This is a genomic window from Falsiroseomonas bella, from assembly GCF_003173615.1.
Lineage (GTDB): Bacteria > Pseudomonadota > Alphaproteobacteria > Acetobacterales > Acetobacteraceae > Falsiroseomonas > Falsiroseomonas bella.
Window position 1 is genome coordinate 666,665 of sequence record NZ_QGNA01000002.1, and the last position, 23,097, is coordinate 689,761.

Below are 23,097 nucleotides of genomic sequence, written 5' to 3' on the forward strand. Positions count from 1 at the left end.
CGCCCATGCCCTCAGATCAGCGCAGCGCCCAGCCCGGTCCGCTCTCCGTCGCGGTGGATGCGGGGGGCACCTTCACCGACATCGTCCTGGTCGACCGCGGCAGCGGCCATCGTTGGGAGGCGAAGGTTCCCTCCACGCCGGACGACCGCTCCCGCGCCTTCGCGGACGGGATCGCCAAGGTGCTATCCCTCGCCGGCCGCAACGCCGGCGAGATCACCCATGTGCTCCACGGCACCACCGTTGCGACCAACGCGATCCTGGAACGCAAGGGCGCGCTGGCCGGCCTGCTGACCACGGCCGGGCTGCGCCACGTGCTGGAGATCGGCCGGCACGACATTCCCCGGCACGAGAATCTCTATTCATTCACCAAGCCGCGCCGCCCCATCCCGCCGGAGCAGGTGACGGAGGCGCGGGAGCGCCTGGCGGTGGATGGCAGCGTCGTGACGCCGCTGGACGAGGACGACGTGCGCGCGGCGGCGGCGGAATTCCGCCGACTCGGCGTGCAGGCCGTCGCCGTCTGCTTCCTGCACGCCTATGCCAACCCTGCGCATGAGCGCCGCGCGGCGGAAATCCTGGCGCGGGAACTGCCCGGCGTGCCGGTGACGCTCTCCACCGAGGTCCTGCCGGTCTTCCGCGAATACGAGCGCAGCATGGCGACCGCGCTGAATGCCTATGTCATGCCCGCCGTCTCCACCTATGTCCGCCGGATCGAGGCGCGCCTGAAGGAAGCGGGCGTCGCCGCGCCGCTGCTGCTGATGAAGTCCTCAGGCGGCGTGATCCGCGGCGAGGGCGCGGCGAAGCAGCCGGTGCAGACGGCGCTCTCCGGCCCCGCCGGCGGCGTGGTGGGCGCCCGCGCGCTCGGCCTGCAGGCGGGGCATCCCCGGCTGATCACACTGGATGTCGGCGGCACCTCGGCCGACATCTCGCTGATCGATGGCGAGCCGCGGCTGACGACGGAAGGCAAGGTGGGCGACTGGCCGCTGACCCTGCCGATGATCGACATCCACACGATCGGCGCCGGCGGCGGCTCCATCGCGCGCGTCTCGCCGGAAGGCGCGCTGCTGGTCGGCCCCGCCAGCGCGGGCGCAGATCCCGGCCCCGTTGCCTATCGCCGCGGCGGCGAGGAGCCGACGCTGACCGACGCGAACCTGGTGCTCGGCCGCCTGCCGCCCTCGCTGCTGGATGGCGCGATCACGCTGGATGTGGACGCCGCCGCGCGCGCCATCGAGAGCCGCGTGGCACGGCCGCTCGGCCTCTCGCTGCACGACGCCGCGCGCGGCATCGTCGCGGTGGCGGACAACACCATGGCGGGCGCGATCCGTGTGGTCTCCGTGCAGCGCGGGCATGATCCTGTCGATTTCGCGCTCCTGCCCTTCGGCGGCGCCGGGCCATTGCAGGGCGGCGCAATCGCGCGGTTGCTGGGCATGAAGCGCATCCTGGTGCCATCGCGCCCCGGCGTGCTCTCCGCCGAGGGGCTGATCGCGGCGCCCTTGCGCAACGAGTTCGCGCGCACGGTGATGCTGCGCGCGCCCATCGCCGACCCCGCGCCGCTCGCCGCCGCCTTCGGCGCGCTGGATGCGGAAGCGGCGGCCTGGCTGCTGGCGGAAGCGGTGCCGGAGGCGGCGCGCGAGATCCGCTGGCGTGCGGGCATGCGCTACGTCCACCAGGGCTTCGAGCTGTTCGTGGACTGGCCCGGCCGCAGCGCCGATCCCGCGACGCTCGCCGCCGCCATCGAGCGCTTCCACGACGAGCATGAGCGCCTCTACACCTTCGCGCAGCGCGACACTGCGGTGGAGATCGTGACGCTGGAGGTCACCGCGCTCGGTCGGTTGCCTGGCCCCGTAGCGGAGCGCATCGCGCCGGCGGGCGCGGTCGAGCCGGTGTCGCACGCGGTGGTTCAACTCGACGACGGGGAAGCGCGCGTGCCGGTCTGGCGCCGCGACACGCTCGGCGCCGGCGCGGTGCTGAAGGGCCCGGGCATCGTCGTGCAAATGGACGCGACGACCTGGCTGCATCCGGGCGATGTGGCGACGATGGATGCGTATGGGAATCTGCTGGTGGAGGTGGGGGCGTAGAGCGCGCCCCTCCCTAGTAATTCGCTTCCCTCCCCCGCGGGCGGGGGAGGGTAAGGGTGGGGGCCGCGCAGCCTTGAAGAAGGCGCCCCCGAACTACGACGCCATCGCTTCCCACCAGGCATCGGCGTCGCGGTACGCGCCGTGCCGATGGAACATCCCCTCCACCATCGGCCGATCCGAGCGCAACGCCGCCGTCGCCGCCTCGTCCACCGCGCGGTCCTTGCCCTCGCCCAGGACCACGCCGTAGTCGCGCCGCGCCGCCTCCACGCTGACGAAGCCGCCCAGCACGTCCTGCCGCACGCGCCAGGGCTCGCGGTCATACGGATGCCCCCAGCCGCCGCCGCCGGTGCTTTCCATCCGCACGACATCGCCCTTCTTCGTGGGTATGCCCTGCGCCAGGCGCGGCAGCTCGCGCTCCTCCGGCGTGCCCGGGTTCAGGATGAACCGCCCGGGCCGCCCGCTCTGCCCGCCCTTCACGCCCCAGGGCGGGTTCTCCACGTTGTCCATGCGGGTGTTGAGCGTGGCGCCGTCCACCAGCACTTCCATCTCCCGCACCATGCCACAGCCGCCGCGCCAGCGCCCCGGTCCGCCGGAATCGCAGCGGATCGCGTAGGTGCGGATGCGCACGGGGAAGTCGGTCTCCATGAACTCGATGGGGTAGTTCTGCTGCGCGACGTAGTAGATGACGTCGAGCCCGTCGGCGAAGGGCCGCGCGCCCTGGCCCGTGCCGTGCCCGCCGGATTTGTAGAACAGGCTGCCGTCATGCGGCTGCCGGCCGGTCAGGGTATAGATGGTATAGATCGAACTCGCCGCCGGGCTGTCGCCGCCCGTCGCCTGCGCGATCAGCCCAAGGCAGCCGGAGACCACGCGCGCCAGCGAATTCGACCGCTGCCCGAGCGGCGCCGGCCAGGCCGGCTGGATGATCGTGCCGGTCTTCGTGCGCACATCCTCGATGGCCGTCAGCAGGCCCTCATTCATCATCACGCTGGGATCGTCGGCGAGGAGATAAAGGCCGAACACCGTGTTCGGCACGGTCGGGTTCATCAGGAAGTTGATGGGTCCCTTGGCCTGCGGGTCGGACTCGGTCGTGTCCAGCGTGAAGCCGTCCTCTCGCGATTCCAGGGTGAAGCGCACCGTAAAGGGACCACCGCCCTTGCCATCCGCATCCACCCGGTCGGCGAAGCGCCAGGTGCCGCCCGGCGGGAACAGCTCCTTCAGCCGTCGCCGGAACAGGCGCGACGTCTGGTCGATCATCGCATCCACGGCGCCCAGCAGCTTTTGGGTGCCGAAGCGCGCGAACAGTTCCTGCAGACGCTTCTCTCCCAGCCGCACCGCCGCTGTCAGTGCGCGCGTATCCCCACGCGCGTGCTCCGGGAAGCGGGAATTACGAACAAAAGTCTCGAACAGGTCGGTGTTGAGCACGCCTTCGCGGTACAGCCGCACCGGCGGCACGATGATGCCTTCCTGGAAGATGCTTTCGGTGCCCGGCGTGTTCGATCCCGGCCAGGCGCCGCCGATATCGCGGAAATGCGCCCAGCTCTGCGCGAAGGCCACCAGCTCTCCATCCACGAAGACCGGGGTCGCGAAGACCTGGTCCGAGGTGTGGGAGACGCCGCCGCGCGAGAAGTAGCAGTCGTTGTACCAGAAGATGTCGCCCGGCCGGATCTCCTCGGCCGGGAAGCGCTTCAGGATGGGGCGCAGCACATCGCCGAACAGGGGCAGCTTGGTGCCGGTCACCAGCTTTCCGTCGGCGGCGTAGAAGCCTATGAAGTAGTCCTGCTTTTCCCGGATCACCGGGGACATGGCGGTGCGTTCCAGCAGCGCCTCGCATTCCGCCTGGGCCGAGCGCAGCGCGCCCTTGATGATCTCGACCGTCACCGCATCCGGCGCATGCCGCGTGCCCGAACCGTCCATCGCTTGCCTCGCGCGTGAAGGGGCAAGGCTAGCGGCGCTGCGGGGGCTGTGCAACGCGCCGCGGCCAAGTGTAGCCTTCCGCTTCATGGAAAGACGCTGCGATCCCGTCTCCCTCGAGGTCATCCGTGGTGCCATCCGCGCCGCCCAGGCGGAGATGGAGGCGCTGATCGAGCGCACCGCCATGTCCGCCTTCATCCGCGAGAAGAAGGACTTCTATACCGCCCTGTTCGATGCGGATGGCGTGATGGCCGTGGGCTCCAACGTGCCGGTCTTCGGCGATGTCTGCGGGCCGGTGTTCCGCGACTTTCCGGCCGAGACGATGAAGCCGGGCGACGTCTACTGGTACAACGACTGCTACGGCTCCCGCGGCGCCGTCTCCCACTCCAACGACCAGGTGCTGCTCGCGCCGGTGTTCCACGAAGGACGCCGCGTCGCGCTGGTCATGGCCTGGGCGCATTTCGCCGATATCGGCGGGCTGCGGCCGGGCTCGATCTCGCCCGACGCCACCGAGATCTTCCATGAGGGCGTCATCATCCCGCCCACCAGGCTCTCCGACGGCGGCGTCGTGAACGAGGCGACGCTCAAGATATTCTTCCGCAACTCGCGCTGGCCCGCGGCCTGCCAGGCGGATCTGCGCGCGCTGCTGGCCAGCGTCGGCCTCGGCGCGACGCGCATGGCGGAGATCGCTGCGCGCTTCGGCACCGATGTGCTTGCCGACGCTCTGCGCCAACTGCTCGCGCGCACCGAGGCGACGATCCGGACCAAGCTGGCGGAAACCTTTCCCGTCGGCACGCATCGCTTCACCGATCGCATCGACGGCGACGGCAAGGGCAGCGGCCCGCTGGCGCTGCGCTTCGCCCTCACCCGCACGCCGAACAACCGCTTCGTCTTCGATGCCGAGGCGACGGACGACCAGTCGCCTGGACCGGTGAACTACCTGATGAACCCGGATGTGCCGGGCATGGCGCTCGGCCTGTTCCTGCTCGGTGGCGATCCGACGCAGGTGACGAATGCCGGCGGCCCGCGCGCCATCGACGAGGTGAAGCTGCGCGAGGGTTCGCTGCTGCAGCCGCGCTGGCCGGCAGCGCTCGGCATGCGCGGCCTGACCATGATGCGCATGCTGGCCGCGCTGAACGGCCTGGTCGCGGCCGCGGGCGGTCCCGCGCCGGCCGCACATGCCGCCTATGTCATCATGCTGCTGCGCGGCCTTGCGGGCGGAAAGCCCTTCCTGATGAGCGACGGCATCGGCGTGGGCTATGGCGCGCGCCCCTTCGCGGACGGCACCGACGCCGTCTATTTCGTCGCGCAGGAGAACTACCCGGTCGAATTCCTGGAAGCCGAATATCCCGCGCGCCTGCTGCGCTACGGCGTGCATGAGGACAGCGGTGGCCCCGGCCGCCACCGCGGCGGCTGCGGCATCGTCCGCCACTACGAGATCCTGGCCGAGGAAGCCGTGCTCGCCGTGCGCATCGACGGCGTGCAATGCCCGCCCTGGGGCGTCGCCGGCGGCCAGTCCGGGCGCCCCGGCCGCGCCGTGGTCAATCCCGGCACGCCGCGCGAACGCGTGCTCGCGCCGCTCTCGGACGGCAACCGCCTGGTGCGCGGCGACATCCTGCTGATCGAGACCGGCGGCGGCGGCGGCCACGGCCATCCCTTCGACCGCCCGGCGCAGCAGGTGCTGGAGGATGTCGAGGGCGGCTTCGTCAGCGCCGAGGCCGCGCTGCACGACTACGGCGTGGTGATCCGCGACGGTGTGCTGGACGAGGCCGCCACCGCCGCCCGCCGGCAGGACCGGCCCGCATCCAAGGCGTTCCACCGGGTGGCCTATGCCGATGTCCTCGAATAAGCCCTGCGACCTCGTCGTCGCCGTCGACATCGGCGGCACCTTCACCGACATCGCGCTGCAGGACCTCGCCACCGGTCAGTCCTGGACCGCCAAGACGCCGAGCACGCCGCGCGATCCCTCCGAGGCGTTCCTCACCGGCCTGCGTCTGGCGGTGGAGGCCGCGCAGCGCGACGCGGCGAAGATCGGCCGCGTGCTGCACGGGACGACCGTCGCCACCAACATGATCTTGGAAGGCAAGGCCGCACCCGCCGCGCTTGTCACGACCGAAGGCTTTCGGCACGTGATGGAGATCGGCCGGCAGGACATTCCCCGCGCCGCCAACCTCTTCGCCTGGGTGAAGCCCAAGCGCCCGGTGCCGCCCTCGCGCGTCCTGGAGGTGCCGGGCCGGATCGCGGGCGATGGCAGCGAATTGCAGCCGCTGGACGAGGAGGCCGTGCGCCGCGCTGCCGCGCGCTGCCGGACCATGGGCGTGCAGGCCGTCGCCGTCTGCCTGCTGCACGCCTACGCCAATCCCGATCACGAACGCCACGTGGCCGCCATCCTGCGCGCGGAACTGCCGCCGGAGGTCGCCGTCTCCGCCTCCACCGAGGTGCTGCCGGTCATCCGCGAATACGAACGCAGCCTGGCGGTCGTGCTGAACGCGCAGGTGATGCCCGCCGTCTCCACCTATGTCGGCCGGATCGAGCGGCGGCTGGAGGAAGCGGGGATCGCCGCGCCGCTGCTGCTGATGCAGTCGAATGGCGGCGTCGCCGGTGCGCGGGTGATCCGCCGCGCGCCCGCCACAACCGCGCTGTCCGGCCCCGCCGCCGGTGTGGTCGGCGCGCGCGCGGAAGCGGCGGCGGCGGGCATCGCCGATGTCATCACCGTGGATATCGGCGGCACCTCCGCCGACATCTCGCTGATCAAGGGCGGCCGTATCGGGCTGACGCAGCACGGCCATGTCGGCGGCTGGCCGCTGCCCTTGCCGATGCTGGACATGGTGACGATCGGCGCCGGCGGCGGCTCGCTCGCGCGCGTCACGGATGGCGCGCTGACGGTCGGCCCGCAGAGCGCCGGCGCCGATCCGGGTCCCGCCTGCTACGGCCGTGGCGGCGAGCGCCCGACGACCACCGACGCGCATGTCGTGCTCGGCCATCTGCCGCCGCGTCTGCTCGGCGGACGGATGGCGCTGGACGCCGCGCGCGCGGAAGCTGCGGTGCGGATACATGTGGCGGAGCCGCTCGGCATGTCGCTGCACGACGCCGCGCGGGGCATGCTGACCATTCTGGATCATGCGATGGTCGGCGCGATGCGCGTGGTCTCCGTGGAGCGCGGGCATGATCCGCGCGACTTCGCGCTCGTCGCCTTCGGCGGCGCCGGTCCGCTGCATGGAGCCTCGCTCGCCGATCTGCTCGGCATCCGCACTGTCGTGGTGCCGCGCCATCCCGGCGTGCTCTGCGCGCAGGGGCTGCTCGCCGCCGATCTCGGCACGGAATTCACCCGCAGCCTGCCGCGCGGGCAGGCCACGGCCGCCGCGATCGCCGCCGCCTTCGGCGAGTTGGAAGAGCAGGCGCGCGCCTGGTTTGCAGAGGAAGCCGTGCCGGAGGCCGCGCGCGTGCTGAGCCCCGTCGTGCTGATGCGCTATGCCGGTCAGGGATCGGAGCTGCCCGTGCCGTGGCGCGGCGCCATCGCGACCGCCGAGTACGATTTCGCCGCGGCGCATCGCGCACTCTATGGCTTCGACCTGCCGGAGGGCACGCCGGAACTGGTCACGCTGCGTCTGGAAGCCCGCGGCCGCCTGCCCGCCGCGCCGCCGCTGCGCCTGGCACCCGGCAGCGGTGCGGTGCCGGTCGGGCGACACACCCTGCATCTGCGCGAGGGCACCTGCGACGCGCCGCTGTATGAGCGCGCCACGCTCGGTGCCGGCGATGCCTTCGACGGCCCGGCCATCGTGATGCAGTTCGACGCCACGACGCTGGTGCCACCCGGCTGGCACGCAAGGATGCACGGGTCGGGCGTGCTGCTGCTGGAGCGTGCAGGGTAGGCCCCCTCAGACGCAAACGGCCGCCGCGGTGGTCCCGCGGCGGCCGCCTGTCCGAAGGCGGGAAGGGCTGGTCAGCCCATCTTCTTCTTCAGGTTCTCGTCCAGCTTGGCCAGGAACTGCTGGGTGTTCAGCCAGGGCTGGTCCTTCGAGATCAGGATGGCCAGGTCCTTCGTCATGTGCCCGGCCTCGACCGTCTCGATGCAGACCTGCTCGAGCGCAGTGGCGAAGTCCACGACGTCCGGCGTGTTGTCGAACTTGCCGCGATAGGAGAGGCCCCGCGTCCAGGCGAAGATCGAGGCGATCGGGTTCGTGCTGGTCTCGCGGCCCTTCTGGTGCTCGCGGTAGTGCCGCGTGACGGTGCCGTGCGCGGCCTCGGACTCCACCGTCTGGCCGTCCGGCGAGAGCAGCACGGAGGTCATCAGGCCGAGCGAGCCGAAGCCCTGCGCGACGATGTCGGATTCCACGTCGCCATCGTAGTTCTTGCAGGCCCAGATATAGCCGCCTTCCCACTTGAGCGCGGAGGCGACCATGTCGTCGATCAGCCGGTCCTCATAGACAAGGCCGCGCTTGTCGTACTCAGCCTTGAACTCCTTGTCGAAGATCGCCTTGAAGATGTCCTTGAAGTTGCCGTCATAGGCCTTGAGGATCGTGTTCTTGTGGCTGAAGTAGACCGAGTAGTTGCGCTGCAGGCCGTAGTTGAAGCTGGCGCGCGCGAAGCCCTCGATCGAGCTGTTCAGGTTGTGCATCATCATCGCGACGCCGCCGCCCTTGAAGGCGAAGTCGCCGATCTCCTGCGGCTGCCCGCCTTCCGGCGTGTAGGTCATGGTGACCTTGCCCGGGCCCGGCACCTTCATCTCCACCGCGCGGTAGATGTCGCCATAGGCATGGCGGCCCACGACGATCGGCTTGGACCAGTGCGGCACCAGGCGCGGCACGTTCTTGATGATGATGGGCTCGCGGAAGATCGTGCCGTCCAGGATGTTGCGGATCGTGCCGTTGGGCGACCGCCACATCTTCTTCAGGTTGAACTCCTTCACCCGCGCCTCGTCCGGGGTGATGGTCGCGCACTTCACGCCGACGCCGTACTGCTTGGTGGCGTTCGCGGCATCCACCGTCACCTGGTCGTCGGTCTTGTCGCGATACTCGACGCCGAGGTCGTAGTACTTCAGGTCGATGTCGAGATAGGGAAGGATCAGCTTCTCCTTGATGAACCCCCAGATGATGCGGGTCATCTCATCCCCGTCCATCTCGACGACGGGTGTCTTCACTTTGATCTTGGCCATGCCGATCCTGCCGATCATCCTGCGGGCCCCGTGGAGGAGCCGTCCTGTGGAGCCTGCCTTCCTGGCGCCCCGGTATTCCGGGCGCGCCGCACCGCTGTACGGGCGGCGGAACATGCCAACGCGGCCGCCTTCGGGCAAGCCTGCCGCCCGGGCTTGCATCCGCGCCGCGGCGGGACGAAGCCTCCGCGCGATGAGATCCCCGCCAAGCCCGGCCGACCGCGCCGAACCCGTCGAATGCCCGCATTGCGGGGAGGCCACCATGCCCAACCGGCTGGCAGACGGCAGCGTGGTCTGCTCCTGTGCCGCGGAACGGGTTATCGCGGTGCCGCGACCGCGCCTTGCGGCGGACCTGCCGCGGCCCAACTGACGCCCACGCCAACGAGGACATGACAATGCTGCTGCGATGCGCGAGGGGAATGGTGGCCGGCCCGATCGGGATGGCTGCCGGTCTGGTGGTGGCCACGGGCGTCGCCGCCGGGGTTGCGATAGGGGCCGGTGTTGTCGGCGCCGCCCTGATCGGACGCCGGGTGTGGGAGGAGCGGCAGGGCTGGCGCGCCGGCACGGCCGGCACGGAGGAGCCCTTGGCCGAGCCCGCGCCGGACGCGCCCCTGGCCTAATCCTCCCGGGCTGGCCGTGCCGCGATCCGGAGCGTCACGGTCTGCTCGCGGCCGTCCCGGAGAAGGCGGATCCGCACCCGCTCGCCAGGCGGAAGGCCGGCTATGCGCCGGAGCAAGGCCCGGGAATTGGGCACCCGTTCGTCGCCGATCTCCAGCACCACGTCGCCGGGCTTGAGTCCGGCGCGTTCCGCCGGACCTCCCGGCAGGATTCCCGTGATGACCGCGCCGCGCTGCGGCGCATCGGGTCCGAAGAGCTGCGATAGCACGCCGCCCCGCTCCTGCACGGTGGCGTCCCCGGCGGCAACGCCGAGCCAGCCTCGCTCGACCGGGCGCCCGGTGCCGAGTCGCGCGACAACGGGCGCTGCCAGGTCGGACGGCGTGGCGAAGCCGATCCCGGCCGACGCGCCGGAGGGCGAGTAGATCGCCGTGTTCACGCCGATCACCTGGCCGGCCAGGTTGAACAGCGGCCCGCCGGAATTGCCGGGATTGATCGGCGCGTCGGTCTGGATGAAATCGTCGAAGGGCCCGAGGCCGATCCGCCGGCCGAGCGCGGAGACGATCCCGCTGCTCACGCTGCCGCCCAGGCCGAAGGGATTGCCGGCCGCCATGACCCACGCGCCGATGCTGATGGCCGATGAGGGACCGAAGGTCACATGGGGCAATGGCTGCGGAGCGGTGACCTGGAGCACGGCGAGGTCCGTCAGCTCATCCGTACCCAGGATGCGGGCAGGAAGCTCCGTGCCGTCCAGCAGCGAAACCGTGACGCGCTCCGCATTCCCGACCACATGGTTCGCCGTGACGATGAGGCCGGACGGGTCCACCACGAAGCCGGACCCGGCACTGGTCACGGGCGGCCGGCGCCCGCGGGAGTATCGCTCGTAGGGCGTCCCGCGAAGCTGCGGCGGCACGCTGGCGGCGCCGCCCTGCGTTACCGAAATGCTGACCACGGCCGGCATCACCCGCTCCGCGAGGGCCTCGAAGTCGGGCAACACCAGTTGCGCTGGGGTCGCCGGCGCCGGGGCGGCGGACTGGTTTGCGGCTGGGACCGCCGGCGGCGAGCGGGGCGGCGGATCGTCGCAGGCAGCAAGCAGGGGCAGCAGGGCCAGCCAGAGGTGGCGCGGCGTCATCGTTCGGATCGTTCCCTTCACGCAGGGGGAACGCCCGAACATCGCCCGGGTGGCAGCTAGTCGGGGATGATCGCCGTGGCCTCGATCTCGACCAGCGCCTCGCGCTCCACCAGCGCGACGACCTGCACCAGCGCCATGGCGGGAAAGTGCCGGCCCATCACGTCCCGGTAGACGGGGCCGAGCTCCTTCAGGCTGGCGCGGTATTCCTCCATGTCCGTCACGTACCAGGTGAGGCGGCCGACATGCTCCGGCCCGCCGCCGGCCTCCCGCAGAACGGCGAGCACGTTCAGCAGCGCCTGGCGGACCTGCGCGACGAGGCCGGGCGGGAAGCGGCCCTCGCTGTCCCAGCCGATCTGGCCGCCCACCAGCACGACGCGGCCGCGCCCCATCATGCCGTTGGCGTAGCCGCGCGGGGCCGGCCAGCCGGGCGGCTGCAGCGGGGTGAGGCTCATGCGGCGGGTTCCTGTGCGGCGCGCTGGCGCAGCGCGAAGCGCTGCAGCTTGCCGGTCTCGGTGCGCGGCAGCGCCTCGGCGAAGACGATGCTGCGCGGATACTTGTACGGCGCGATCTCGCGCTTCACATGGTCCTGCAGCGCCTTCGCCATCGCGTCGTCCGGCGCGTGGCCGGAATGCAGCACCACATAGGCGCGCACCACCATGCCGCGCTCGGCGTCCGGCGCGCCGACTACGGCGCATTCCTTCACGGCGGGATGCGTCAGCAGCGCGACCTCCACCTCCGGCCCGGCAATGTTGTAGCCGGCGGAGATGATCATGTCGTCGTTGCGCGCCTGGTACCAGAAATACCCGTCCTCGTCCTGCACATAGGTGTCGCCGGTGATGTTCCAGCCATGCTGCACGTAGTTGGCCTGGCGCGGATCCGCCAGGTAGCGGCAGCCGGTGGGGCCGCGCACGGCAAGCCGCCCCGGCGTGCCGCGCGGCACCTCCGCGCCGTTCTCGTCCACCACCTTCGCCGCGTAGCCGGGCACGGGGATGCCCGTGGCGCCCGGGCGGATCTGGTCCTCGCGCGCGGCGATGAAGATGTGCAGCATCTCGGTCGCGCCGATGCCGTCCATCAGCTTGAGGCCGGTCGCTTGCTGCCAGGCCTCGAAGACGGGCCTTGGCAGCGTCTCTCCGGCGCTGACGCATTTGCGCAGGCTCGACAGGTCATGCTGACCGGCAAGGCCGGCCATCACGCGCCAGGCGGTGGGCGCCGTGAAGCACACCGTCGCGCGGTGCTTCGCGATCTGCGCCGGCAGATCCTCGGGCGGCGCCTTCTCCAGCAGCACGGCGGTCGCGCCGACGCGGAAGGGAAACAGCACCAGCCCGCCCAGGCCGAAGGTGAAGGCGAGCGGCGGCGAGCCTATGAAGATGTCGGAAGGCCCCGGCCGCAGGACCTGCGCCGAATAGCCGTCACAGATCGCGAGCATGTCGCGGTGGAAATGCATCGTCGCCTTCGGCTCGCCGGTGGAGCCGGAGGTGAAGCCGAACAGGCAGACATCGTCCGCCGCCGTGTCGCAGGCCGCGAAATCCGGAGAGGCCTCAGCGCACAGCGTCTCGAGCGCGCCATCGCCCCAGGTGAGAAGATGCCTGAGGTCCGGCGCCTGCGCCTTGCGCAACTCGTCAACCAGCCGTGCATCACAGAGCGCGTGGCTGATCCGCGCCTTGCGCAGCATCTGCCCGAGCTCCTTGGCGCGGAGCAGCGGCATGGTCGCCACCACCACGCCGCCCGCCTTCAGCACCGCGAAATAGGCGGCGACCATCCAGGCATTGTTGGCGCTGCGCAGCAGCACACGGTTGCCAGGAATTAGGCCGAGCCGCGCTGTCAGCACGTTGGCGATGCGGTTCACGCGCTCCGCAAGCTGGCGATAGGTCAGCGTCTCGGCTGGCGTGACGACGGCGGGATGCTCGCCGCGCCCCTGCGCCAGGTGGCGGTCGAGCAGCTCCACTGCGCAGTTCAGCCGCGCGGGGTACCGATACTCGGGCCGGTCGAGCAGGAAGACCGGCCATTGCGCGCGCGGCGGCAGGTTGTCGCGGGCGAAGCTGTCGAGATGGGCGCTCGGCGCCAGATCCGCGGTGATCATCCCGTCCATCCTCGCCTCTCCGGTCATGCTGGATCCGACGTGCGACGTTCGCGTTCCGCGCGCGCGATCACCAGGCGCTGGATCTCGGAGGCGCCCTCATAGACGCGGAGCGCCCGGACCTCCCGATAGAGCTCCTCGGCCTTGTGGCCCTTGGTCACGCCGAGCCCGCCATGGATCTGCACGCAGCGGTCGGCCGCGCGCTGCGCCGCCTCGGTCGCATGCAGCTTCGCCATGGAGGCTTCGCGCGTGACCCGCGGCGCGCCGGCATCCTTCAGCCAGGCGGCGCGATAGACGAGCAGGGCGGAGGCCTCGACATCCACCGCGCTGTCCGCGATGGCGGCCTGCGACATCTGCTGGTCGAACAGTGTCGCGCCGAACAGCTTGCGCTCCGTCGCGCGCTCCACCGTCAGATCGAGTGCGCGCCGCGCGAAGCCGAGCGCCGCGGCGCCAACCGTCGCGCGGAACACGTCGAGCGTGCCCATCGCCACCCGGAAACCGTCGCCGGGCCTGCCGATCATGGCATCCGCCGGCACGCGCATCGCGTCGAAGCACAGCGTTGCGAGCGGATGCGGCGCGGTCACCTCGATGCGGGATTCGATCCGGAATCCCGGTGTCTCGGCATCCACCAGGAAGGCAGAGAGGCCCTTCGCGCCCGGCGCCTCTCCGGTGCGGGCGAAGACGACATAGGTGCTGGCGATCCCACCATTGCTGATCCAGGTCTTGCGGCCGGTGATGCGGTAATGCGCATTCCCGTCCTGCTCTGCGACCGTCGCCAGCGCCGCGACATCGCTGCCCGCCTCGGGTTCCGAAAGCGCGAAGGCGGCGAGCGCCGTTCCCGCACGCGCGGCCGGCAGCACGCGCGCGCGCTGCGCCTCCGTGCCGAACAGCGTCACGGGCCCGGTGCCCAGGCCCTGCATGGCGAAGGCGAAATCCGCGAGCCCTGCGTGGCGCGCCAGGATGTCGCGCGCCAGGCACAGGCTGCGCACATCGAGCCGGCCGTCCTCCGGGCAGGGCACGCGCAGCAGCCCGGCCTCGCCCATCGCGCGAACCAGGCTGATCGTCGCGAGGTCGGTGTCGTATTCGCCTGCCAGCGCCTCGGCATGCTGCGCCGCCCAGGCCTCGACCTCCGCCGCCCAGGCCTTGTGGCGCCGCTCGAAGAAGGGCCAGTCGAGGAAGCTGCTATCGGGCATCAATCACCCTTGAAGACCGGGCGTTGTTTCGCGACGAAGGCGTCGTAGGCGCGCCGGAAATCCTGCGTCGTCATGCACAAGGCCTGCGCGACGGCTTCCGCCTCGATCGCCTGGTCCACGGACATGGCCCATTCCATCTGCAGCATCCGCTTCGTCATGGCATGCGCGAAGGACGGTCCCTCCGCGATCTCCTTCGCCAGCGCCGCTGCCGCCGGCTGCACGTCCTCCGACGCATGCAGGCTGTTGAAGAAGCCCCAGGCCAGCGCCTCCTCGCCGCCAAGCGAGCGGCCGAGATAAAGCAGCTCGCTCGCGCGGCCCTGGCCGACGATGCGCGGCAGGATGGCGCAGGCGCCCATGTCGCAGCCGGCCAGGCCCACGCGGTTGAACAGGAACGCAACCTTCGCCCGGCTCGTTCCAAGCCTGATGTCGGACGCCATGGCGATGATCGCGCCGGCGCCCGCCGCGACGCCATCCACCGCGGCGACGATCGGCTGAGGGCAGGCGCGCATGGCCTTCACCAGTTCGCCGGTCATGGCGGTGAACTGCATCAGCCCCTTCGTGTCGCGTTCCAGCAGCGGGCCGATGATCTCGTGCACGTCGCCGCCCGAGCAGAAATTCCCGCCCGAACCGGTGACGACGAAGGCGCGCACGGCATCGTCATGCACCGCGGCGCGCAGGATCGCCGCCATCTCGCTGTAGCTCTCGAAGGTGAGCGGGTTCTTCCGCTCCGGACGATCCAGCGTCAGCGTCGCGACGCTGCCCTCGATGGTCAGCTTCAGGTGCTGCGCGCGATAGCCGGCCAGCGGACCGGAGATGGCAGTGATCATGGGTCCTCCGGCGAAAGGGCGGCGCGCACCGAAGCCTTGGCGGTGCCCAGCAGGCGGAACAGCGCGGCGCGGTCAGCTTCCCCCAGCCCGGCCAGCAGATCGGCGATCCAGCCTTCATGCGCCGCCGACTGGCGGGCGAATTCGCGGCGCCCCTTCGGCGTCAGACGCAGCAGCTGCGCGCGGCGGTCGCCTGGCCGGGCGCGGCGCTCCACCAGCCCTTCCGCTTCCAGCCGCGTGGCAAGGCCGGTGACGTTGCCGTTGCTGACCATCATGCGCCGGGACACCTCCCCGAGCGTGATGCCTCCAGGGTCACGGTCCAGCGCCGCCATCAGGTCGAAGCGCGGCAGCGTCGTGTCGTAGTCGCGCCGCAGCCGCGTGCGGATCTCGCCCTCGATCAGCGTCGTGCAGGTCAGCAGGCGCAGCCAGAGCCGCAGCTCGTCCTTGTGGCCGGGCGGGGCATGGGCGAGCGCCGTCTCGGCATCCACCGTCATCGGCGCAAGATCGTCGGGTGGCGTCACGTCTCGCCCCCGTCCACGGCGACGGCCTGGCCGTTGATGGCGGAGGCCGCCGGCGCGCAGAGCAGCAGCACCGCCTGCGCCACCTCCTCGGGCCTCACCAGGCGACGCTGCGGGTTGTGCCGCGCGAGATCCGCGCGCGCCTCCGCCTCGCTGCGGTGGGTCTTCGCGACGATCCGCGCGACGCTGTCGGCGACGATGCCGGTCTCGGTGAAGCCGGGGCAGACGGCGTTGACCGTGACGCCCTTCGTCGCGACCTCCTGCGCCAGCGCGCGCGTCAGGCCGAGCATCGCATGCTTCGCGGCGACATAGGCGCTGACATAGGGATAGCCCTTCAGCGCGGCGGTGGAGGCGATGTGCACCACCCGGCCGAAGCCGGCCTCGATCATCGCGGGCAGGACGGCGCGGGTGACCGCGACCGCGCCCATCACGTTCACGCGCCACATGCGCTCGAACAGCGCGTCGTCGGATTTCAGGAAGGGGGCGCTTTCCGCCGCGCCGGCGGCGTTCACCAGCAGCGCGAAGCCGGGCAGGGCAGGGGGCGCCGTCACGTCTCCGGGGAGCGCCGCCGCCGCATCGCCGCGCGCCACCATCGCGCGCAGCGGCGCCTCGCGCCGGCCCATCACGGTGACGCGCGCGCCCGCCCCGGTCAGCGCCGCCGCGCAGGCCGCGCCGATGCCGGTGCCGCCGCCGGTCACCAGCGCCTCCAGACCGCTCAGCGCGCCTGTCCGCATCCGCCCTCCGATCGTTGAAACTTAAAGCATCGTCAGAGCGTGCTGCAAGCGCGCATTTCGCTGGACGCGCGGATTCTTGAAGCTTAAAGTAATCGGCTCCGGAGGAGGGGTGTGCCATGCGCATCGCGGTGATCGGCGGCGGGCCCGCCGGGCTCTACTTCGCCATCCTGATGAAGCGCGACTTCCCCGCGTCCCGCATCACGGTGGTGGAGCGCAATCGCGCCGACGACACGTTCGGCTTCGGCGTGGTGTTCAGTGACGCGACGCTCGACATCTTCCAGTCCGCCGACGACGCCTCCTACCGCGCGATCACCGAGAACTTCGCCTATTGGGACGACATCGAGATCCATGCGAAGGGATCGGTGCATCGCATCGGCGGCAACGGCTTCTGCGGTTGCTCCCGCCGCACCCTGCTGCTGCTGCTGCAGGACCGCGCGCGCGCGCTCGGCGTCGATCTGGAGTTCCGCCGCGAAGCTCGGCCCGAGGATTTCCCCGACGCCGACCTGATCGTCGCCGCCGACGGCATCAACTCCCCGATCCGCGAACGCTGGCGCGAACACTTCAGGCCCGAAGTGGACCTGCGCCCCAACCGCTTCGCCTGGATGGGCTCCACACGGCCCTTCGACGCCTTCACCTTCTTCTTCCGCGAGCGTCCGGAAGGCATTTTCATCGCGCATTGCTACCAGTACGAGAAGGGCGCCAGCACCTGGGTTCTGGAAACCGATCCCGAGACCTTCGCCCGCGCCGGCCTCGAGGCCATGAACGAGGAAGAGAGCGCGCGCTACCTCGAAGGCGTCTTCGCGGAGGATCTGCAGGGCCACCGCCTGCTGATCAACCGCAGCAACTGGCGCCGCTTCCCCGCGATCAAGTGCGGGTCATGGGTGAAGGACAACATCGTCCTGCTCGGCGATGCCAAGGCGAGCGCGCATTTCTCCATCGGCTCCGGCACCAAGCTGGCGATGGAGGACGCGATCGCGCTGCACCAGGCCTTCCGTGCCGGTGGCAACGTCGCGACCTGCCTCGCGCGCTTCGAATCCGCGCGCCGCGAGGATGTCGAGAAGATCCAGCACGCCGCCGACGTGTCGCTGGTCTGGTTCGAGCATGTGAAGCGCTTCTGGCACTTCAACCCGACCCAATTCGCCTTCGGCGTGATGACGCGATCCAAGGCGATCACCTGGGACAACCTCGCGCTGCGCGCCCCGGACTTCGTGCGCGAGACGCAGACGCTTTTCGCGCAGGAGGCGCGCGCCAAGGGCCTTGCCGCGGATGACGCGAAGCCGCCGATGTTCCAGCCCTTCGCGCTGCGCGGCATGCAGCTCGCCAACCGCGTGGTCGTCTCGCCGATGGACATGTATTCGGCCGAGGACGGGCTGCCGAACGATTTCCACCTGCAGCACTATGCCAGCCGCGCGCTCGGCGGCGCCGGGCTGGTCTTCACCGAGATGACCTGCCCTTCGCCGGAGGCCCGCATCACCCTCGGCTGCACGGGGATGTGGAACGATGCGCAGCAGGCCGCCTGGACGCGCATCGTGGATTTCGTGCATCGCCACAGCGCCGCCAGGATCTGCCTGCAGCTCGGCCATTCCGGCCGCAAGGGCGCGACGAAGCTGATGTGGGAGGGCATGGACCAGCCGCTCGACTCCGGCGGCTGGCCCGTCGTCTCGGCCAGCGCAATCCCGTACTATCCGCACAGCCCCGTCCCGCGCGCGATGACGCGTGCCGACATGGACCAGGTGCGGGAGGAGTTCGTCGCCGCCACGCAGCGCGCCATCGCGGCCGGCTTCGACATGGTCGAGCTCCATTGCGCGCATGGCTACCTGCTGGCGTCCTTTCTCTCGCCCCTCACCAACATCCGCACCGACGCGTATGGCGGCAGCGTCGAGAACCGCCTGCGCTTCCCGCTGGAGGTCTTCGCGGCGATGCGCGCCGCCTGGCCTGCCGAGAAGCCGATGTCGGTCCGAATCTCGGCGACCGACTGGAAGGATGGCGGCCTGTCGGACGCGGACAGCCTCGCCATCGCGCGCGCCTTCGCAGCCGCCGGCGCGGACCTGATCGACGTCTCCACGGGCCAGACCGTGCACGACGCCGAGCCGGTCTATGGCCGCATGTTCCAGGTGCCCTGGTCCGACATGATCCGCAACGAGGCGGGCATCGCCACCATGTGCGTCGGCAGCATCACCACCGCCGACCAGGTGAACACCATCCTCGGCGCCGGCCGCGCGGATCTCGTTGCACTCGGGCGGCCGCACCTCGCCAACCCGTTCTTCACGCTGCAGGCGGCGGCGCAGTATGGCGTGCGCGACATCGCCTGCCCGCCGCAGTATCGGCCCGGCAAGGACGCCCTGCTGCGCAGCGAGGTGCGCAACCAGGCGGATCTGCGCGAATTGCGGATCAAGGCGCGGCCGAGGAGCCATGCGCCCGCCGAGCGGGACATCCCGCGCGCGGCGGAATAGCGGCGCGTCAGCGGCCCTTAAGCCACTCCAGCACCGGCGCGGCCATGCGCTCGGCGTTGAACTGTCGCGCCTGTTCCACTGCCTTCGGCGCCAGTTCCGCGATGCGCGCGGGGTTCGAGATCTCCTCGAAGGCCGCGCCGAACTCGTCCACGGACAGCGGGTCGAAATAGACGCCGGCGTCTCCGATCACCTCCGGGAAGCTCGAGGTGAAGGCCGCCAGCACCGGCTTGCCCAGGTGCATCGCCTCCACCGCCGGGATGCCGAAGCCCTCGTAGATCGAGGGGAACACCAGGAACTCGGCGGCGCGCAGCAGCCGGTACTTGGCGAATTCCGAGACGAAGTCAGTGAACAGGATGCGCTTGTGCTGCGCCGGGTCGAGCCCGGCCAGCGCCGCATCCAGGTTCCAGCCCTTCTTCCCGATCACCACGAAGCGCAGGTCGCTGTCGCGCACCGCCGGATGCGACAGGGCGCGCAGCAGCAGGCCGAGATTCTTGCGCGGCTCGATCGTGCCGATCACCGCCGCATAGCGGCCGAGCGCGACGCGCGGCAGGTTGCGGTCGTCGAGCGCGAATTCCTCCGGCCAGTCGGCGTACTGATAAAGCACGCGCGCCCTCGCCGCGGCGGAGGGGAAGGCCGAGACCAGCGCCGCCCGCGTCGCCTCCGAGGCGCAGAACACCGCCTCGTCCGTCGCGAGCTGCTCGCGCAGCGGGTCCAGGTGGAAGCGCACATTCGCTTCCGCATGCGTCTCCGGCATCACCAGCGTGCTGACATCGTGGATCACGCTGGCCTCGCTGCCGCAGATGCCGCAGGCGGACTTCACCGAGGGATAGAGCAGCGGGATTGATGGATCGAGCCGGTCCAGCCCCTCGATCAGCCCATGCTCGAAATCCGTGCGCAGGAAGGTCCCGAAGCCGGCGCGCACCGTGTCCCACAGACGGGTCGCGGGGATGCGCGTCAGGCGCACGGCGAAGGAGAGGTCCACCTGCCCGCTCTGCTGCAGGGCCTGTGCCAGGCGGCGGGTGAACACCGGGATGCCGGTCCACTGGTCTTCCAGCAGGGGCGCGACGTCGAGCGTCAGGCGAAGCTTGGGGGCGTCGATCACAGCACGCTGCCCACCGTCACATGCTCGCGGCTGCGGCGCGGATGCAGCAGGCGCCGCGGCACCTCGGCCCCGATCCATTCGCCGAACAGCCGCAGGAAGCTCGCGCCTGCAGGCCCGTCCTGCACGATCTCGATCTCGCCGGCGGCATGCCAGATGTCGCGCCCGAGCCGCCAGAAATCGAGGCCGGGATGCACGAGGATGCTGGCGCCGCGCAGCAGGTCGAGCTCGAGCGGCGCCGTCGCCCAGCGCACGGAGGCGCCGGCATGCCGCGGGAAGGTCACGCCGGTGCGGCCCAGCGCCCGCACCACCGCGGCGATCTGCTCGGCGATGTCGCCGCTGCCGGCCGCCAGAAGCGGCAGTTGCAGCACCAGCGGTGCCTCGTCGCGCATCATGGCGCCAAGGAGCCGCTCGGCGAGCACGCGGGTGAAGTCGGCGTCAGCGAGCATCGCCTCGGTCAGGGGCACGTAGCGCAGCGGGTCCGGCGGCAGTGGCGGTGCGTCTTCCGCGGCTTCCTCAGCCAACGCCCCGGCGGCGCTGCCCTCCGGGTCGCCCGGGTTGCAGAACACCGGCAGGATGGCGGCCGGCGTGATGCGCGGCGTCTCCTCGAAGGCCAGCAGCGTCACGGGCGGGCGGTGCCATGCGCCCTCGAAGCGGAAGGCGAGCGTGCCGTTGATCTGCGAGGCGACGCCGAGGAACAGCTCCGGCGCGACCTCCACCAGCCGGCGCATCTGCTGCCAGGCCTGCGGCACGCCGCGCCGGTAGAAGAACAGGTGGTTGCGCAGGCCGGGAAGGGGGCGGAACGCCGTGCCGTCGCAAAGCGCGACGTGGTCGGTCGCCCCTTCCAGCCTGGCGGCGAGCGTCTCGGCAAGGATGCCGTGCGTGAAGACCTCGGGCCGGGCGACGAAGCGCACCGGCAGCCCGCGGGACCGCGCGGCCTCGACGACCAGGTCGGCGGCGAGGCGGAGCTCCGGCGGCAGCACGGCGCCGCCCAGTTCTTCCGGCGCGAATACCGATCCTGACACCTGCAGGCCCGCCGCGTGGCGGCCGGGCAGCGAGATCGCGATGCCGCCTTCGAACATCGCCTCAGACCCGGAACACGAAGCCGGTGGCATTCGGCGAGGCCAGCTGCCGCGGGCGCGACCGGAACTCGTCGCTGTCGGCCAGCACCGAAAGCAGGCCGAAGGGCGTGATCGCGCCGGTGCGCAGCATGCGCCCGTAGGAGGCCAGGCCCGGCGCATCCACCGGCCGCCCGAGCACATAGACATAGGCGGCGCGCACGAACTCGCCGACGCCGCGGCGCGTCACGAAATTCGCCAGCGCCGCCTGGCAGCCGCGCAACTGGTTCAGCGAGGTGATGACCGTGGGATCGCTCGCGACGGCAGCCTCGACGGTGTTGCAGGGCAGGTCCAGGTCGTCGCGGATCGGGCAGTTCTCGATCTCGTGCAGCACCGTGCCGGTTGCGGCATCGCGCAGGGTCAGGGTCTGCCGACGCAGCGCGTTGGCGTAGGGCTGCACCCGGAGCCGGAAAGCGCACCAGCCAAGGCCGAGCCGCGCATCGGCGAGGTCGGCGCGGAAAAGATGCGCGCGTCCTTCGGCGACCTTCCCGTCCTCCGATGCGATCACCTCGATGCGCAGCGCGGGGCGCTCGTCGTCGGCAGCCCAGCCTTCGACGAAATCGGCGGTCGTCAGCGAGTCGATATGGCCCTTCAGCACCCGGTCTTCCGTCCCGTCCCCTGGTCGCACATGCACCACCCGGAGACGTCGCGCAATTGCGCCGCGAGCGCGGGCGTGGCCTGGCCGCGTCCTGTCGCATAATCGGAGACACCGTCGGAGCCGGTCTCCGGAAGGCCCCGAGGCCACGCAAAATCGGCGCGACCTGAGCCTGGTCCCTTGTCGCAAAGGTTACGTCCACTATAAGTTTCTCGCGTGGAGCGCGAGGGCGTCGGCATGGAGGGCGAGTTGGACGGGTCGGCCTGTCCATTCGGCAAGCAGGGCGAGGCGCGCCCGCTCGACCTCGCCTCGCGCCCGATCCTGGAGGTGCGGCGGCCGGGAAGGCGGGACGTGCCCGGGCTGGCCGTGCTTCTGGCTGAGATGCAGCGTCACTACCGCGATCCGGTTTCGGATTCGGAGGCCGAGCGCGCAGCCGTCCTGGCCTGCCGGCCGGCACCGCCGCCCGAAAGCTTCGAACCGCGCACGCTGATCGCCGTCGAGCCACCAGGGCGCGTCTGCGGCTCGATCGTGCTGAACGTCACCTTCCCGGCCACGCGGTTGAGCCGGTCGCTCTATGTGCGGGATCTGTATGTGGCGGCGGCAGTCCGCCGCAGGGGTGTCGCGCGCGCCTTGCTGCGCGCCGCGGCGCAACTGACGCTGGCGGAGGGCTTCTCGGCGCTCGACTGGACCGCCGACTCGGCCAACGCACCGGCCCGCAGCATGTATGACGCAAGCGGTGCCGCGACGCTGGGGCGCGTTTATTACCGCCTTGCCGGCGAGGCCCTGGCCAAGGCGGCGGCCTAGCGGTCCGATCACCGCGCGGCGTCGGCTCAGCCTTGCGGGGCAAGCTCCCGGTGTGGCGCTGTCCGTCGCGTCCCGGGGATGCCGGGCTCGTTATCCTCCGACGCGTGGTCGAGCCGGATGCGGACCTCGTAGGCCGCATCAGGATCCAGGGCATCAACGACGTCGCAGGCCGGGTTCGGACAGAAGGCACCGGTGCCGGCGCTCCACGCGACAGGTGTGGCGCATTTCCAGCAGTGCTCTGCCATGTCCGCTTGCTCCTTGCCGCGCGCCGCGCCGGGACCGTCCGGCATCCGTCCGCGGCGTCGCGTCAGCTTGGCACGATCTCGATTAACGATCCGCTTGCACGCGCCGCACGACAAGCGAAAAGCGATGCTGCGGCCGTGACGCTCAGGCTGGCGGCACCTTGCGCATCAGGTCGAGCCAGGCCGGCGTGATGCCCTTGCCGTCCACCGCGACAAACATCGGCTTTACCTCCACCTGGCCCCACACCCCGTCGCGGAGATAGGGCTCCTCCGCGAGCCAGGCATCGAGCGCAGCGCGGTCGGGGAAGTCCACGATCAGCACGGAGGTGGCCATGGCGCCGTCCTCGCCCAGCATGCTGCCGGCGAACAGCACGGCGCCGCGCTCGACGGCCGGCTTCATCCGCTCGAAATGCGGGCGGCGCGAGCCCTGCCGGCGCTCCGCGCGCCCCGGCTCCGGCCTGTCATGAGCGATGACGCAGAAATGCGGCATGGAGTCCTCCCGGTTGGTGTCGGGTGCCGATACTCAACCAGGCGTCGGGGCCGCGGAAGGGGCAT

20 protein-coding genes are annotated in these 23,097 nt (G+C 70.7%); 6 read left to right on the forward strand and 14 right to left on the reverse strand.

Annotated features, from left to right (window positions below):
• Window positions 1–5 precede the first annotated feature (5 nt).
• Window positions 6–2,075: a hydantoinase/oxoprolinase family protein gene (locus tag DFH01_RS11385; RefSeq protein WP_109870540.1), complete on the forward strand. Its 2,070-nt coding sequence runs from the start codon at window positions 6–8 to the stop codon at window positions 2,073–2,075.
• Between the two features lie 93 nt (window positions 2,076–2,168).
• Here the strand turns inward: DFH01_RS11385 and DFH01_RS11390 are convergent, their stop codons facing one another.
• Window positions 2,169–3,989 (reverse strand): hydantoinase B/oxoprolinase family protein, encoded by a 1,821-nt coding sequence (locus DFH01_RS11390; protein ID WP_109870541.1) that lies wholly within the window; start codon window positions 3,987–3,989, stop codon window positions 2,169–2,171.
• Window positions 3,990–4,074: 85 nt separating this feature from the next.
• On the opposite strand from DFH01_RS11390, the gene DFH01_RS11395 reads away from it, so the two are divergent.
• Both DFH01_RS11395 and DFH01_RS11400 read left to right on the forward strand, forming a co-directional pair.
• Window positions 4,075–5,835: a hydantoinase B/oxoprolinase family protein gene (locus tag DFH01_RS11395; protein ID WP_109870542.1), complete on the forward strand. Its 1,761-nt coding sequence runs from the start codon at window positions 4,075–4,077 to the stop codon at window positions 5,833–5,835.
• Entirely contained in the window at window positions 5,822–7,858 is a 2,037-nt protein-coding gene (locus tag DFH01_RS11400) for a hydantoinase/oxoprolinase family protein (RefSeq protein WP_109870834.1), read from the forward strand. The genes DFH01_RS11395 and DFH01_RS11400 overlap by 14 nt, the downstream gene beginning before the upstream one ends.
• Window positions 7,859–7,929: 71 nt before the next feature.
• On the opposite strand, the gene DFH01_RS11405 is transcribed toward DFH01_RS11400, so the two are convergent.
• Window positions 7,930–9,141 carry an NADP-dependent isocitrate dehydrogenase gene (locus DFH01_RS11405; protein WP_109870835.1) on the reverse strand — a complete coding sequence of 404 codons (1,212 nt, stop codon included), beginning with the start codon at window positions 9,139–9,141 and terminating at the stop codon, window positions 7,930–7,932.
• Window positions 9,142–9,533: 392 nt separating this feature from the next.
• Between DFH01_RS11405 and DFH01_RS11410 the strand changes: the two genes are divergently transcribed.
• Complete coding sequence (locus DFH01_RS11410; protein ID WP_146217039.1) at window positions 9,534–9,758, forward strand: hypothetical protein; 225 nt, start codon at window positions 9,534–9,536, stop codon at window positions 9,756–9,758.
• Here the strand turns inward: DFH01_RS11410 and DFH01_RS11415 are convergent.
• Genes DFH01_RS11415 through DFH01_RS11445 form a run of 7 tightly spaced genes read right to left on the reverse strand, consistent with a single transcriptional unit; the run spans window position 9,755 to window position 16,231 of the window.
• Window positions 9,755–10,885 (reverse strand): S1C family serine protease, encoded by a 1,131-nt coding sequence (locus DFH01_RS11415; protein WP_109870544.1) that lies wholly within the window; start codon window positions 10,883–10,885, stop codon window positions 9,755–9,757. The genes DFH01_RS11410 and DFH01_RS11415 overlap by 4 nt on opposite strands.
• 56 nt (window positions 10,886–10,941) lie before the next feature.
• Window positions 10,942–11,337: a RidA family protein gene (locus tag DFH01_RS11420; RefSeq protein ID WP_109870545.1), complete on the reverse strand. Its 396-nt coding sequence runs from the start codon at window positions 11,335–11,337 to the stop codon at window positions 10,942–10,944.
• On the reverse strand, window positions 11,334–12,965 hold the full coding sequence (locus DFH01_RS11425) for an AMP-binding protein (protein WP_233256071.1): 1,632 nt from the start codon (window positions 12,963–12,965) through the stop codon (window positions 11,334–11,336). Before DFH01_RS11425 ends, DFH01_RS11420 begins: the two co-directional genes overlap by 4 nt.
• Window positions 12,966–12,988: 23 nt before the next feature.
• Entirely contained in the window at window positions 12,989–14,155 is a 1,167-nt protein-coding gene (locus tag DFH01_RS11430; protein ID WP_109870547.1) for an acyl-CoA dehydrogenase family protein, read from the reverse strand.
• Window positions 14,155–14,982 carry an enoyl-CoA hydratase family protein gene (locus DFH01_RS11435; protein ID WP_109870548.1) on the reverse strand — a complete coding sequence of 276 codons (828 nt, stop codon included), beginning with the start codon at window positions 14,980–14,982 and terminating at the stop codon, window positions 14,155–14,157. Before DFH01_RS11435 ends, DFH01_RS11430 begins: the two co-directional genes overlap by 1 nt.
• On the reverse strand, window positions 14,979–15,473 hold the full coding sequence (locus tag DFH01_RS11440) for a MarR family winged helix-turn-helix transcriptional regulator (protein ID WP_109870549.1): 495 nt from the start codon (window positions 15,471–15,473) through the stop codon (window positions 14,979–14,981). The genes DFH01_RS11435 and DFH01_RS11440 overlap by 4 nt, the downstream gene beginning before the upstream one ends.
• 23 nt (window positions 15,474–15,496) lie before the next feature.
• On the reverse strand, window positions 15,497–16,231 hold the full coding sequence (locus DFH01_RS11445) for an SDR family NAD(P)-dependent oxidoreductase (protein ID WP_109870550.1): 735 nt from the start codon (window positions 16,229–16,231) through the stop codon (window positions 15,497–15,499).
• A 116-nt stretch (window positions 16,232–16,347) separates the two neighbouring features.
• Here DFH01_RS11445 and DFH01_RS11450 point away from each other — a divergent pair, with 116 nt between their 5' ends.
• Window positions 16,348–18,684, forward strand: a complete 2,337-nt coding sequence (locus tag DFH01_RS11450; RefSeq protein WP_109870551.1) for a bifunctional salicylyl-CoA 5-hydroxylase/oxidoreductase — start codon at window positions 16,348–16,350, stop codon at window positions 18,682–18,684.
• Between the two features lie 7 nt (window positions 18,685–18,691).
• Here the strand turns inward: DFH01_RS11450 and DFH01_RS11455 are convergent, their stop codons facing one another.
• The 3 genes from DFH01_RS11455 to DFH01_RS11465 are packed head-to-tail and all read right to left on the reverse strand — an operon-like array spanning window position 18,692 to window position 21,499.
• Window positions 18,692–19,786 (reverse strand): glycosyltransferase family 4 protein, encoded by a 1,095-nt coding sequence (locus DFH01_RS11455; protein ID WP_109870552.1) that lies wholly within the window; start codon window positions 19,784–19,786, stop codon window positions 18,692–18,694.
• Window positions 19,783–20,865: a hypothetical protein gene (locus DFH01_RS11460; protein WP_109870553.1), complete on the reverse strand. Its 1,083-nt coding sequence runs from the start codon at window positions 20,863–20,865 to the stop codon at window positions 19,783–19,785. Before DFH01_RS11460 ends, DFH01_RS11455 begins: the two co-directional genes overlap by 4 nt.
• 4 nt (window positions 20,866–20,869) lie before the next feature.
• The gene (locus DFH01_RS11465; protein WP_109870554.1) at window positions 20,870–21,499 is read right to left on the reverse strand and encodes a DUF4214 domain-containing protein; all 630 of its coding nucleotides are present in this window, start codon (window positions 21,497–21,499) and stop codon (window positions 20,870–20,872) included.
• A gap of 213 nt (window positions 21,500–21,712) precedes the next feature.
• Here DFH01_RS11465 and DFH01_RS11470 point away from each other — a divergent pair, with 213 nt between their 5' ends.
• Window positions 21,713–22,300, forward strand: coding sequence for a GNAT family N-acetyltransferase (locus tag DFH01_RS11470; RefSeq protein ID WP_109870555.1), 588 nt, complete (start codon window positions 21,713–21,715; stop codon window positions 22,298–22,300).
• A 26-nt stretch (window positions 22,301–22,326) separates the two neighbouring features.
• On the opposite strand, the gene DFH01_RS28165 is transcribed toward DFH01_RS11470, so the two are convergent.
• Both DFH01_RS28165 and DFH01_RS11475 read right to left on the reverse strand, forming a co-directional pair.
• Window positions 22,327–22,545: a hypothetical protein gene (locus tag DFH01_RS28165; RefSeq protein ID WP_158287720.1), complete on the reverse strand. Its 219-nt coding sequence runs from the start codon at window positions 22,543–22,545 to the stop codon at window positions 22,327–22,329.
• Between the two features lie 142 nt (window positions 22,546–22,687).
• Entirely contained in the window at window positions 22,688–23,032 is a 345-nt protein-coding gene (locus DFH01_RS11475; protein ID WP_109870556.1) for a YciI family protein, read from the reverse strand.
• Window positions 23,033–23,097 lie beyond the last annotated feature (65 nt).

What these genes read in the sequence shown, in the direction of transcription:
- DFH01_RS11385 (WP_109870540.1), top strand. Translation starts at nt 6, where the DNA reads ATGCCCTCAGATCAGCGCAGCGCCCAGCCCGGTCCGCTCTCCGTCGCG.
- DFH01_RS11390 (WP_109870541.1), bottom strand. Translation starts at nt 3,989, where the DNA reads ATGGACGGTTCGGGCACGCGGCATGCGCCGGATGCGGTGACGGTCGAG.
- DFH01_RS11395 (WP_109870542.1), top strand. Translation starts at nt 4,075, where the DNA reads ATGGAAAGACGCTGCGATCCCGTCTCCCTCGAGGTCATCCGTGGTGCC.
- DFH01_RS11400 (WP_109870834.1), top strand. Translation starts at nt 5,822, where the DNA reads ATGTCCTCGAATAAGCCCTGCGACCTCGTCGTCGCCGTCGACATCGGC.
- DFH01_RS11405 (WP_109870835.1), bottom strand. Translation starts at nt 9,141, where the DNA reads ATGGCCAAGATCAAAGTGAAGACACCCGTCGTCGAGATGGACGGGGAT.
- DFH01_RS11410 (WP_146217039.1), top strand. Translation starts at nt 9,534, where the DNA reads ATGCTGCTGCGATGCGCGAGGGGAATGGTGGCCGGCCCGATCGGGATG.
- DFH01_RS11415 (WP_109870544.1), bottom strand. Translation starts at nt 10,885, where the DNA reads ATGACGCCGCGCCACCTCTGGCTGGCCCTGCTGCCCCTGCTTGCTGCC.
- DFH01_RS11420 (WP_109870545.1), bottom strand. Translation starts at nt 11,337, where the DNA reads ATGAGCCTCACCCCGCTGCAGCCGCCCGGCTGGCCGGCCCCGCGCGGC.
- DFH01_RS11425 (WP_233256071.1), bottom strand. Translation starts at nt 12,965, where the DNA reads ATGATCACCGCGGATCTGGCGCCGAGCGCCCATCTCGACAGCTTCGCC.
- DFH01_RS11430 (WP_109870547.1), bottom strand. Translation starts at nt 14,155, where the DNA reads ATGCCCGATAGCAGCTTCCTCGACTGGCCCTTCTTCGAGCGGCGCCAC.
- DFH01_RS11435 (WP_109870548.1), bottom strand. Translation starts at nt 14,982, where the DNA reads ATGATCACTGCCATCTCCGGTCCGCTGGCCGGCTATCGCGCGCAGCAC.
- DFH01_RS11440 (WP_109870549.1), bottom strand. Translation starts at nt 15,473, where the DNA reads ATGACGGTGGATGCCGAGACGGCGCTCGCCCATGCCCCGCCCGGCCAC.
- DFH01_RS11445 (WP_109870550.1), bottom strand. Translation starts at nt 16,231, where the DNA reads ATGCGGACAGGCGCGCTGAGCGGTCTGGAGGCGCTGGTGACCGGCGGC.
- DFH01_RS11450 (WP_109870551.1), top strand. Translation starts at nt 16,348, where the DNA reads ATGCGCATCGCGGTGATCGGCGGCGGGCCCGCCGGGCTCTACTTCGCC.
- DFH01_RS11460 (WP_109870553.1), bottom strand. Translation starts at nt 20,865, where the DNA reads ATGTTCGAAGGCGGCATCGCGATCTCGCTGCCCGGCCGCCACGCGGCG.
- DFH01_RS28165 (WP_158287720.1), bottom strand. Translation starts at nt 22,545, where the DNA reads ATGGCAGAGCACTGCTGGAAATGCGCCACACCTGTCGCGTGGAGCGCC.
- DFH01_RS11475 (WP_109870556.1), bottom strand. Translation starts at nt 23,032, where the DNA reads ATGCCGCATTTCTGCGTCATCGCTCATGACAGGCCGGAGCCGGGGCGC.